General features: G+C 45.4%; 12 protein-coding genes. 4 read left to right on the forward strand and 8 right to left on the reverse strand.

Features of this window, described 5'->3' with window-relative positions; all coding sequences use genetic code 11:
• The first annotated feature begins 15 nt into the window (after positions 1-15).
• Both yegQ and RJD38_RS03210 read left to right on the forward strand, forming a co-directional pair.
• Positions 16-1416, forward strand: coding sequence for a tRNA 5-hydroxyuridine modification protein YegQ (gene yegQ, locus RJD38_RS03205; RefSeq protein WP_005594172.1), 1401 nt, complete (start codon positions 16-18; stop codon positions 1414-1416).
• A gap of 20 nt (positions 1417-1436) precedes the next feature.
• Positions 1437-1691 (forward strand): YfhL family 4Fe-4S dicluster ferredoxin, encoded by a 255-nt coding sequence (locus tag RJD38_RS03210; protein ID WP_009387900.1) that lies wholly within the window; start codon positions 1437-1439, stop codon positions 1689-1691.
• A 90-nt stretch (positions 1692-1781) separates the two neighbouring features.
• On the opposite strand, the gene RJD38_RS03215 is transcribed toward RJD38_RS03210, so the two are convergent.
• The 8 genes from RJD38_RS03215 to queA form a co-directional block, all read right to left on the reverse strand.
• A complete protein-coding gene (locus RJD38_RS03215; RefSeq protein ID WP_005594168.1) occupies positions 1782-2090 on the reverse strand; it encodes a hypothetical protein in 309 nt (102 codons plus the stop codon).
• A gap of 237 nt (positions 2091-2327) precedes the next feature.
• Positions 2328-3203 carry a penicillin-insensitive murein endopeptidase gene (gene mepA / locus RJD38_RS03220; protein ID WP_005594166.1) on the reverse strand — a complete coding sequence of 292 codons (876 nt, stop codon included), beginning with the start codon at positions 3201-3203 and terminating at the stop codon, positions 2328-2330.
• Positions 3204-3242: 39 nt separating this feature from the next.
• Entirely contained in the window at positions 3243-3575 is a 333-nt protein-coding gene (locus tag RJD38_RS03225) for a DUF1904 domain-containing protein (RefSeq protein ID WP_005594165.1), read from the reverse strand.
• A 146-nt stretch (positions 3576-3721) separates the two neighbouring features.
• Positions 3722-4669, reverse strand: coding sequence for a protein translocase subunit SecF (gene secF, locus RJD38_RS03230; protein WP_005594164.1), 948 nt, complete (start codon positions 4667-4669; stop codon positions 3722-3724).
• A 14-nt stretch (positions 4670-4683) separates the two neighbouring features.
• On the reverse strand, positions 4684-6540 hold the full coding sequence (gene secD, locus RJD38_RS03235) for a protein translocase subunit SecD (protein WP_005594163.1): 1857 nt from the start codon (positions 6538-6540) through the stop codon (positions 4684-4686).
• Between the two features lie 20 nt (positions 6541-6560).
• Positions 6561-6890 carry a preprotein translocase subunit YajC gene (gene yajC / locus RJD38_RS03240; RefSeq protein ID WP_005594162.1) on the reverse strand — a complete coding sequence of 110 codons (330 nt, stop codon included), beginning with the start codon at positions 6888-6890 and terminating at the stop codon, positions 6561-6563.
• Positions 6891-7092: 202 nt separating this feature from the next.
• A complete protein-coding gene (tgt, locus tag RJD38_RS03245; RefSeq protein WP_065545081.1) occupies positions 7093-8226 on the reverse strand; it encodes a tRNA guanosine(34) transglycosylase Tgt in 1134 nt (377 codons plus the stop codon).
• A 272-nt stretch (positions 8227-8498) separates the two neighbouring features.
• Entirely contained in the window at positions 8499-9551 is a 1053-nt protein-coding gene (gene queA, locus RJD38_RS03250; RefSeq protein ID WP_065545080.1) for a tRNA preQ1(34) S-adenosylmethionine ribosyltransferase-isomerase QueA, read from the reverse strand.
• A 275-nt stretch (positions 9552-9826) separates the two neighbouring features.
• On the opposite strand from queA, the gene RJD38_RS03255 reads away from it, so the two are divergent.
• Entirely contained in the window at positions 9827-11767 is a 1941-nt protein-coding gene (locus RJD38_RS03255; RefSeq protein WP_065545079.1) for a methyl-accepting chemotaxis protein, read from the forward strand.
• A gap of 266 nt (positions 11768-12033) precedes the next feature.
• Positions 12034-12477 (forward strand): CBS domain-containing protein, encoded by a 444-nt coding sequence (locus tag RJD38_RS03260; RefSeq protein ID WP_005594158.1) that lies wholly within the window; start codon positions 12034-12036, stop codon positions 12475-12477.
• Positions 12478-12552: the final 75 nt, after the last annotated feature.

Here is a 12552-nt window from a genome sequence, read left to right on the forward strand (position 1 = left end):
AAAGAGAATTGAGCAATGACGACTAACAAAGCATTCGTACCAGAACTTCTGTCACCAGCGGGCAGCCTTAAAAACATGCGTTACGCATTCGCCTACGGCGCTGATGCGGTATACGCAGGTCAACCACGTTACAGCCTTCGCGTACGTAACAACGAGTTTAACCACGAGAACCTACAAATTGGTATCAACGAAGCACATGCTCTAGGCAAGAAGCTTTACGTGGTGTGCAACATCCAACCGCACAACTCGAAACTAAAAACCTTCATTCGCGACCTAAAACCTGTGGTTGAAATGGGCCCTGACGCTCTAATCATGTCAGATCCTGGTCTAATCATGATGGTGCGTGAAGCATTCCCTGATATGGCGATCCATCTATCGGTTCAAGCGAACGCGGTAAACTGGGCGACGGTTAAATTCTGGGCGGCTTACGGCGTTGAGCGCGTTATCGTTTCTCGCGAGCTTTCTCTAGAAGAAATTGAAGAGATCCGTGAACACTGTCCTGAAACTGAACTTGAAGTGTTCGTTCACGGCGCTCTATGCATGGCCTACTCTGGTCGTTGTCTGCTATCTGGTTACATCAACAAACGTGACCCTAACCAAGGCACTTGCACTAATGCATGCCGTTGGGAATATAAGGTAGAAGAAGCAAAAGAAAATGACGCTGGCCAGATCGTTGAAAAATTCGATCCTGCGGCTGCGCAAGCAATTGAAGTGGCTGATGAGCGTCCAGAGACGACTATCGGTCGCGGTAAGCCTATCGATGATGTGGTGCTACTTTCAGAAAGCCACCGTCCTGAAGAAAAGATGGCGGCGTTCGAAGATGAGCACGGCACTTACATCATGAACTCAAAAGATCTGCGTGCGATTCAACACGTAGAACGTTTGACGCAAATGGGTGTGCACTCACTGAAAATCGAAGGCCGTACTAAATCGTTCTACTACTGTGCTCGTACTGCACAAGTTTACCGTAAAGCGATCGATGATGCAGTGGCGGGTAAACCATTCGATGAGAGCCTAATGAGCACACTAGAAAGCCTAGCTCACCGTGGCTATACCGAAGGTTTCCTACGTCGTCATACTCATGATAGCTACCAGAACTATGACTACGGTTACTCTGTATCAGACGCACAACAGTTTGTTGGTGAATTCACTGGTAAACGTCGTGGTGATCTGGCGGAAGTTGAAGTTAAGAACAAATTTATTGTTGGCGACAGCTTAGAACTGATGACACCAAAAGGTAATGTAAACTTCACGCTTGAAGCGATGGAAAACCGTAAGTCAGAAGTGATTGATGATGCGAAAGGTAATGGCCACTTTGTCTTTATCCCAGTGCCACAAGATATGGATTTAGAGTACGGCCTACTAATGCGTAACCTAAACGATGGTCAAGATACTCGTAACCCAACGGGTAAGTAACCACTACTTGGTAAGAATACATGGCACTGCTAATTACCGATAAATGCATCAACTGTGATATGTGTGACCCTGAATGCCCAAATGGCGCAATCAGCATGGGTGATTCAATCTTTGAGATTGACCCGAACCTATGTACTGAGTGTAAAGGTCACTACGATAAACCGACTTGCCAGTCTGTTTGTCCTATAACAAAGTGCATTATCACCGATCCAAACCACATTGAGAGTGATGACGAACTGCTAGAAAAGTTCGTTATTATCCAAGGTATGGCGTAAGTAACCACTTACGTTATTGGACAAGCTATATAGTAAAAAGGCTCATCATTGATGAGCCTTTTTCATTGTCGTAGAACCATAACGCCGCCATTAACCTGATTTGATGATGGGGAAGATATTACAATACAACTCCTTCTCATAATTAAATTCAAGTTGGTCACGCCAGTTTACCGATTTGCCAATAGGAATAAGGAAAAAGGTTTCTCGCAATGTATCGGTAACAAATGCTAATCCATGCGGCATTAACTCATAATGCACATCATGCACGAAATTAGGGTCCAGCCTTTGCCGACCAGTAAGGTGATTCACTTCTTCACGTGAAATGGTTACTGAATCTGTAGCACTGCCAAATCTTAGCTTTAGCCACTCGGCAAAATCTTTTGCACATACCATGGTCATGGGAGTGTCCTTGCTTTTGTTTCAATAGAAAGTAAGCCGGCTTCCTATTTATAATTTAAATGTGTTTTAACCAACTTTTCATAATTATTCTCACTGCCGGAACGCGCAGCAAGCGCATCAAGATACATATCAAAAGATATGTCCATTTAAATCTAGGCGAGGATAGCAAGTTAATCCACTTTTTGAATGTCAAAACTATCAGTAGCAGAATTAAATACTAATCACTAAACGCTCTGACTAGTTGAGGTTACGTACGATCTGCTGGCACTGCTGTGGCAGTACTTTTTTGGCCTTTGGCGTGCTTTTGACCACCTTGGGTTTCACTTGTTCTGACGGTTTTTGTGCAGGACGTAAGCTCTTAACATTGTGCTTGGGATGCCAACTTGCCACCTCTTTGCCACAACCATCCCCTGGAGGTGGCGGCGCTTGATTGACACAACTTGCATCGTCGAGCGGGCAATTCAGTCGTACATGCATATGATAATTGTGCCCCCACCAAGGGCGCACTTTACGCAGCCAATCACGGTCTCCCCCTTCACTACGACACAGTTTTTCTTTGATCACTGGATGAACGAAAATTCGCGCAACTTGTTGATCTTGCGCCGTCATTTTAACGAGTTGGAAATGGCGTCTATCCCAATTTTTATTGCTCAACTTATATGCCGACATATCAACCAAACTTTGCGGCTTCGGTAATCTGAGCGAGTTAAGTGACAATTTGGTATCAGCCAGTCGAAACCAAATATCAATATCGAGTCCGGTCTGATGGCTTGAGTGGCCCGAAGAGAAGCGTCCACCTTGCGGCAGCGACATATCACCAATAAGAAGATGGGTACGGAGATCGTTGCTCGCTTTTTTACCCAGTTCAGTAACAAAAGCGATAGTGTCTGGATGGGCGTAGTAACGCTTATTTTGGCTACGTAGAACTTGATAACCTTGGCCGTTGAGAGGCAACGGCTCGGCCCCTAGCAGACAACCATTAGCATAACCACCAATCGACTCTGAAGAGGATCGATTAGGCTCAGAAAGAGATTCCCACGGAGAAGCGTGGGCTAAAGACAAGAGTGAAAGCGACACTGTACTGATTGTCCATACTCGCCATATCGCTTTCATCGAATCCTTCCTTAGTATTACAACCGAAGCGGTAAATGTTTAGTAGTGCTGCGCGTTGTCGTAGTAACCACTCGCGTTCAATGCGGTAAAAATAACCGCCACATTGATGTCTTCACCAGTAATACCACGCACCTGATCAGTAATGATTTTTGCTACGGCATCCTGCGTCTCTTGGCCACGGTCAAACCACAGCACTTCCACAAATGGGTAAGCAGGGTTCACTTCACCCTCATGATAAAAAGTAGTGTAAATGTACTCAAAGGTGAAGTCTTCACGAGGGCAGTTCATATGTGGCTGCAACTCATCAATTAGAGACTTTGACAAAGTTTGCACAGTTTGTGGCTCGACTGCACGAAAACGTAAATGAGGCATCTTTTGTTTCCTAGTTATGGTTTTTATTTATGATACTCGTTTGTTGCGCAAAGGGCACATATAAACTCCTATTAGGATCGCAGAGCAATAAAAAAGCCGCTGATAACAGCGGCTTTTTCGATTCCAGAAGGAAAATATAACGAGAGTTACGGCATTTGGTCGAACTCTGCGCCTTCTTTTTCAACTTGTGGAGGCATAAGGTGTTCTTTGGTGATACCCAGTTTCCATGCCAGTGCCGAAGCAACATAGATCGATGAGTATGTACCGACAGTGATACCCAATAGCAGTGCCGTAGCAAAGCCATGGATCATCGCGCCACCTTGAGCAAACAAAGCAATCACTACAAACAGTGTGGTACCGGAAGTAATTAAGGTACGGCTTAATGTTTGGGTAATTGAGCTGTTGATGATTTCTGTTGGGCCACCTTTGCGCATACGACGGAAGTTTTCACGAATCCGGTCAAATACAACAATGGTATCGTTGAGTGAGTAACCCACTACCGTTAGCAATGCCGCAACAATGGTCAAATCCACTTCAATTTGCATGAAGGAGAAAATACCCAAAGTAATGATGATATCGTGCGCCAGTGCTAATACCGCACCCGCCGCAAGACGCCATTCAAAACGCATTGAAACATAAGCCAAGATACACAGTAGCGAAACCAAGATAGCCAAGCCACCCGCTTCGGTCAGTTCATCGCCCACGTTAGGGCCAACAAACTCGATACGACGCATCTCAACCGCTTCACCAGTACCGTCTTTGATTGCAGCGATGATCTGGTTGCCTAGCGTTTCACCTGAGATATCCTCACGCGGGCTAAGACGTACCATCACTTCACGTGCGCTACCAAAGTTCTGTACGATTGCATCGCCAAAGCCTTTTTCATCGAGCGCAGCACGAATGCTTTCGAGATGAGCAGGTTGTTCAAAACCCACTTCAATCAGCGTACCACCGGTAAAATCAAGGCCCCAGTTCAACGACTTGGTTGATAGAGTGAAGATTGACGCACCAATCATCAAAAGCGAGAACACAAAAGCAAACTTTGACCAACGTAAAAAGTCGATCGTATTTTCTGCTTTAAGAATCTGAAACATAATAATTCCTAGCCTTAGATCGACAATTTATCGACGCGCTTACCACCATACAATAGGTTAACCACACAACGTGTGCCTATGATGGCTGTAAACATTGAAGTCAAGATACCGATAGATAACGTTACCGCAAAACCTTTCACCGCACCGGTACCAACGGCAAACAAAATGATTGCTGTCATTAGGGTGGTGATGTTGGCATCCGCGATGGTGCTAAATGCGTTCGCGTAACCTTGGTGAATCGCTTGTTGTGGCGAGCGGCCATCACGCAGCTCTTCACGGATACGTTCGAAGATCAGTACGTTGGCATCGACTGCCATACCAACTGTTAGAACGATACCTGCAATACCCGGTAAGGTCATCGTTGCGCCTGGGATCATTGACATAATACCAATGATAAGTACCAAGTTTGCCATCAGCGCCATATTCGCGATCATGCCAAATTTACGGTAGTAAAGCAGTGTGAATAGCATTACTGCCACCATACCCCAAATACACGCTTGAATACCCATATCGATGTTCTGCTGACCCATTGATGGACCAATGGTACGTTCTTCAACAATTGAAATCGGTGCAATCAACGCGCCTGCACGAAGTAACAATGCAAGGTTTTGCGCTTCAGCGGCAGAGTCAATACCTGTGATGCGGAAGTTACGACCCAGCGCCGATTGAATCGTTGCTTGGTTAATCACTTCTTCATGCTTAGATAAAATAACTTTGCCTTCAGGAGTCTTACGGCCACTGTCTTTGTATTCTGTGAATACTGTTGCCATAAGTTTACCGATGTTCTTTTTCGAGAACGCCGCCATTTTGTTACCACCTTCGCTATCAAGCGTGATGTTAACTTGTGGACGACCGTATTCATCAACGCTTGAACTTGCATCCGTGATGCTTGCACCGCTAAGAATAATACGTTTCTCTAGAACCACAGGGCGACCATCTGGATCGTACTTGATTTCACTGCCCGCAGGGGCGCGACCACTTGCTGCAGCAGCAAGATCGGCTTTCGAATCCACTTCACGGAACTCAAGCGTTGCCGTTGCACCCAAAATTTCTTTCGCGCGCGCGGTATCTTGAACACCAGGAAGTTCCACTACGATACGGCTAGCACCTTGACGCTGAACCAATGGTTCGGCAACGCCCAGTTCGTTCACACGGTTACGTAGAATGGTGATGTTTTGCTCAACGGCGTAGTTACGGATCTCTTGTAAACGTTGCTCAGTAAAAGTAGCAATCAAAGCGTAACGGCCATTACCTTCAGACTCAGTAAATACCATGTCTGGGTGGTTCTTTTCTAAAACGCGTTTCGCATCTGCAAGCTGCTCTTCATCGCGCAGCAATACTTCAACCGCATCTTTGCCTGAGGTACGAATCGCGCGGTAACGGATTTTCTCTTCACGCAGTTCACTGCGGAAGCCTTCTTCCTGTTGACCGATCAATTTGTCCATTGCTGCATCCATGTCTACTTCCATTAAGAAGTGAACACCACCACGCAAGTCGAGACCCAATTTCATTGGAGAAGCACCAATCGCTTCTAACCAACTCGGGGTCGCCGGAGCAAGGTTAAGTGCAACAATTTTATCTTTACCGAGGCTTTCACTGATCACGTCACGAGCACTGATTTGTGTATCAGTGTCATTGAAACGAACAAGAATCGAACCATTCTCTAGAGCAATGGATTTAAAGGAGAGGCTCTGTTTATCCAGAGCTTGGGTGACAGAATCCAGCGTTGCCATATCTACAGAGGCGCCGCGCGCCCCTGTAACTTGAATTGCCGGATCTTCACCGTAGATATTAGGAAGTGCATACAATGCTGCGATAGCGATGGTAAACATCACCAACAAGTACTTCCATAACGGATAACGGTTTAGCACAGCGAGGATCCTTTAGCTGTCTATAGAGATTTCAGTGTACCCTTTGGTAGCACTGCTGATACGAAGTCTTTCTTGATAACAACTTCGTTGTTCGCATTAAGCTCGATTGTGATGAAATCGTTGTCTTCAGCGATTTTAGTGATTTTACCCACTAGGCCACCGCTAGTTAGAACTTCATCACCTTTGCCCATGGAAGACATTAGGTTTTTGTGCTCTTTAACACGCTTAGATTGTGGGCGGTAGATCATGAAGTAAAAGATCACCGCGAACATCGCAAGCATGATAATCATTTCAAAACCGCCACCTGCTGGTGCGCCTTCAGCTGCTGCATGAGCTTGAGAAATAAACATGAAAAAATCCTCTATTATTTTTTTTGATTATCCAACAAATTGGGCTAAGGCCTTATATATTCAAGCGTGCGAGTCAGTAATAGAGATCGTACTCTCAAAAATAACGTGCTTTTGCTCATTTGTTAGGCTGACACACCATTTGAGTCTGGATATGTCGGCCATTAATAAAAGCCTCAGGATTATATCCTAAGGCTTGTATTGATTACTGTTTGCCAATCGGCGGCACTTCACGATTGCGACGAGCGTAAAACTCTTCAACAAATTGGTCGAAGCGATCTTCGTCAATCGCAGTGCGAATGCTTTCCATCAAACGCTGGTAGTAGCGTAAGTTGTGGATCGTATTCAAACGCGCACCCAGAATTTCATTACAACGATCTAAGTGGTGTAAGTACGCCTTAGAGTAGTTCTTACAAGTGTAACAGTCACACTGTGGATCTAATGGTGTTGTATCTGTTTTATGTGTCGCATTACGGATCTTGATCACACCGCCAGTCACAAATAGGTGACCATTGCGAGCGTTACGCGTTGGCATTACACAGTCAAACATGTCGATACCACGACGTACACCTTCTACTAAATCTTCCGGTTTGCCAACACCCATTAAGTAACGAGGTTTGTCTTCAGGAAGTTGCGGACACGTGTGCTCAAGGATACGGTGCATATCTTCTTTTGGTTCGCCTACGGCTAGACCCCCTACGGCATAGCCGTCGTAACCAATTTCCGTTAGACCTTTAACTGACACATCACGTAGATCTTCGTACACGCCACCTTGAACAATACCAAATAGGCTGTTCGGGTTTTCTAGCTTGTCGAAGTGATCGCGTGAGCGCTGTGCCCAACGTAGCGACATTTCCATCGATTTTTTCGCTTCATCGTGTGTCGCAGGGTATGGCGTACACTCGTCAAAGATCATCACGATGTCTGAACCTAAATCTTTTTGGATTTCCATCGACTTTTCAGCGTCCATGAAAATCTTGTCACCGTTTACCGGGCTACGGAAGTGCACACCCTCTTCAGTGATTTTACGCATCTTGCCTAGGCTGAATACTTGGAAACCGCCTGAATCGGTCAAGATAGGACCTTGCCAGTTCATAAAATCGTGCAAGTCACCGTGCATTTTCATCACTTCTTGACCAGGGCGTAGCCATAGGTGGAAAGTATTGCCTAGCAGGATTTCTGCGCCGGTCTCTTTTACTTCTTCTGGCGTCATACCTTTAACCGTACCGTAGGTACCAACAGGCATGAATGCAGGGGTTTGAACTGTACCGCGTTCGAAGATCAATTGACCACGACGCGCCACGCCATCTTTCTTCTTAAGATCAAATTTTAATTTCACGAAGCCTCCAATGTCAGAGAAACAGTCTGACAAGATTTTCGGGGTAGTCCCCATTAAGGGAGCGGTCGCTTTCCATGCGAGATGCAATCCAGCCTTCTGGTCTGCTTCCTAGCGTACTGCTAGCACTCGTAAATTGTTTTCAGCCCATCGCTGAAGATAAGAGATTCCTACTCGTTCGTCATTCACTCTAGGGATGACAGATTGAGTGTTCGAAACAAACATTTTTCATTCCTGAATCGAGACACGAGAGATCAGGAATCTCTTAACGTAATTTATGCCGTTTTTTTCTCGATAAACATCGAATCACCATAGCTAAAGAAGCGATAGTGATTGTCTACCGCATGCTGATAAGCATTCATGGTATTTTCGTAACCGGCAAACGCACTCACCAACATAATCAAGGTTGACTCTGGCAAGTGGAAGTTGGTGATCAAGCAATCCACCAATTGATATTCATAACCAGGGAAGATGAAGATTTCAGTATCACCAAAGAATGGCACCAACTCTGTGCCGTTTTTCAATGCATCTTGCGCCGCACTTTCTAAAGAACGAACCGAGGTTGTACCAACAGCGATCACTCGACCACCGCGCGCTTTAGTCGCGTTAATCGCATCCACCACGTCTTGGGTTACTTCAACATACTCGGCATGCATGTGGTGATCGTGGATGTTATCCACTTTAACTGGCTGGAATGTGCCCGCACCAACATGCAAAGTGACGTAAGCAAGATCCGCCCCTTTAGCTTTGATTTTTTCTAGCAACACTTCATCGAAGTGCAAACCTGCCGTTGGCGCAGCCACCGCACCCGGTTTTTGGTTGTAAACCGTTTGGTAGCGCTCTTTATCCGCATCTTCATCAGGGCGGTCAATGTAAGGCGGCAAAGGCATGTGGCCAATTTGCTCAAGAATTTCTAACACCGTTTGGTCTGAATTAAATTTCAACTCAAACAAGGCATCGTGTCGTGCCACCATTTCAGCAGAAAACTCATCGTTTTCACCTAATAGAATCACCGTTCCTGGCTTCGGTGATTTTGAGCAGCGAACATGAGCAAGGATACTTTTGGTATCAATCATTCGCTCAACCAACACTTCCAATTTACCGCCTGACGCTTTACGGCCAAACATACGTGCAGGGATCACTCGGGTATTGTTGAATACCACAAGATCGCCAGCTTCAATATGGCCTAGCACATCGGTAAAGATACCATCGACGAGTTCGCCACTATTGCCATTTAATTGCAGCAAACGGCTCGAAGTACGTTCCGGTTGAGGGTAACGGGCAATCAGTTCATCAGGAAGGTCAAAATGGAAATCAGATACTTGCATGTGCTTTGTCTTAATCGGTTGAACAAGGAGATGTTGCGAAGGTTTTTTCGCAGCCGACTAGTATATGCGGAGAAGGTTTAATAGCAAGGAGAGATGTTGCAATCTCATCACCTGAGTAAAGATTTATGGACAGTACCACACTCACTCTAAGTGATTAATTTATAGAATAGATGGCGTTCCACCTATAGATGTAACAAAATATTTCTCAAATCATAAAAGTAACGATGAGATCAACATTAAATACTTGCAGTCAAAGATTTAAACAGGTGGTAAAAATGACATTAAAGCAGCAACTCACATATGGATTTGGAAGCATTATTCTTTTGCTTTTGATTACTTCTTCACTTTCACTTTATCGCTTTAGTGATACAAGCCAAGGCTTTAGCACTTACCGAAATTTGGCGCTAGCTAGTGTAAATAGCGGCCGCATACAAGCCAACTTACTGGAAGCCCGCCTTGCCGTCGACAACTACATCAAAGAGCAAGACAACAACAGCTTAAAGCAATTCCAGCAACGCGTGCAATCAACGCTGAACTTAATCGACCAAACCACACATCTGAAACTGAAAGACGCCCATATGGGTGAATTCAACGCGATTAAATCTCAGATGCATCAGTATCAAAATGAATTTGATCGCGTTGTCACCTTGATTAAGCAACGCAACCGCTTAGTTAATGAAACGCTTGATCCCAACGGCCTCGCGATGCGCCATCAATTAAAACAGATGGTCGAAACGGCCCATCAGAATGGTGATGAGACCCTCGCCCGCTACGCAAGTGAACTGCAAGAAAGCGTGTTGATGGCACGTCTTTATGCCGCAAAATTTTTAGTTAATAACAGCGCACAAGATGCCGACTTAGCTAAACAGCAATTTACCATTATTGAAAATCGTCAGCGCGTGCTGCAAGGCTACCTAGACACTTCACAACAGCAAGCGCAATTCAAGCAATACCAACAAGCGTTTAAGGCTTACACCAGCGCTTTTGCCAACATCGTCACCACTATTAACCAACGCAACCAAATCGTTAGCAATCAGCTCAATACCATTGGCGCGCAATCAGCTCAGTCAGTAGAGAACATCAAACTGGCTACTAAAAAAGAGCAAGATAATGTCGGCCCCAATATGGTCGCATCACTTGCCAGCGCCGAAACCATTACCCTTTGGTTAGCAGCGCTTTCAACCTTAATCGCACTCACCGTCGCCTATTTTATCTACCGTAATATCAACCGTGTGGTTGGCGGTGAACCAACAGAAATTGGTCAATTGGTGCTGGACGTTTCTAAAGGCGATCTCTCTAGTCACATCACAACCACGGGCAAAGAGAGCGGTATTTACGCCAATATTCTTGAAATGCGCGCCGAGCTGCGCCGCATCATCGATGGTTTCCATACTATTTCCGACAGTGTTTCTTCCGCTTCCGTTGAGCTTGCCGCAGTAATGACACAAACGGAAGTGAATGCGCAGCAAGAGCTTAGCCAAGTAGAGCAAATTGCCACTGCGATCAATGAGCTCTCCAGTACCTCAGCAGAAGTTAGCCACAATGCAGCATCCGCGGAACACGCCGCTTCTGGTGCCACAGACAACGTACAGAGCGGACAAGCAGCATTACGTTCGTCCGATGAAGTATCGCGCAAAGTCGAGCATTCGATTGAAGAGACGACAACAATCGTTAACCAACTACGTGATTATTCGATTGAAATCGGCACTGTGGTCGAAGTGATTAATACGATTTCTGAGCAAACCAACCTACTGGCACTTAATGCCGCGATTGAAGCCGCTCGCGCCGGTGAGCAAGGGCGAGGTTTTGCGGTTGTAGCTGATGAAGTGCGCTCATTGGCTGCGAAAACACAGCAATCGACAGTCGATATACAAGAGATCATCTCACGCTTACAAACTCAGGCTGAACAAGCCAATAAGTTTATGGGCACCAACATGGCACTGGTTGAAGATTCACGTGCAATCAGCCTTCAGTTGGGGGATTCATTCGTTGCGATTGCCGAATCAGTGACCCAAATTTCAGATATGAACACTCATGTTGCCACCGCATCCGAAGAACAATCGAGCGTGACACAAGATATCTCACAAAATGTCAGCATGACTTTTGAGATCGTCAATCAAAACGTGTCTGGCGTGCAAGAGAGTCAAAAAGCCAGTGAAGAACTGTCACGCCTTGCCGCACAACAAAAAGATCTATTGGGATTCTTTAAACTGTAACGCGCCACTCTTGCTATTCTCATTCAACACCCATCTTCTGATGGGTGTTTTGAGTTTGCACTTATAGATCACACCTACCATTGAGTGACAAAGATTCACCTCACCACTATTCACTTTTGGCTGTACAAATTTCCTTACTATTAATCTGGATATTTTACTGTGAAAGCCGCGCCCGCTCCCAAAAAAATCCGCCATTTATTCCTATAGTAACAATAGGAATAATTACCTTAGGGTAATCATCTGCGTAAATCTTTAAGGAGGCCACTATGATAAAAGTCGAAGAGATGATGACTCGTAGCCCACACACCTTGTTACGCTCTCATCAGTTGGTGGATGCAAAACACATCATGGAAGCGTTGGATATTCGTCATGTTCCGGTGGTGGATGCTGATCGTCGTTTACTTGGCATTATTTCTCAGCGCGACTTACTCGCAGCACAAGAGTCAAGCTTGCAAGAGATCCCTGAAAATCAATCCTTCACGTTAAGTACCCCTTTGTATGAAGTAATGCGTACTAACGTTATGACCGTCACACCGAAAGCCGGTCTAAAAGAAACGGCCATCTACATGCAAAAGCATAAAGTCGGCTGTTTACCGGTGATAGAAAAAGGTCAGTTGGTCGGCATTATTACCGACAGTGATTTTGTTGGCATTGCGATCAATTTATTGGAATTGCAAGAAGAGGCAGAACCAGAAGAGGTCGACGAATAGCGAATAGCCTCGCGGGCAAAAAAGAGCGGCCCGCGCCGCTCAAAGAACATCAAAAATTTATGCCTAAGTTGTAGC

The sequence above is a fragment of the Vibrio scophthalmi genome, from assembly GCF_040869025.1.
GTDB lineage: Bacteria > Pseudomonadota > Gammaproteobacteria > Enterobacterales > Vibrionaceae > Vibrio > Vibrio scophthalmi.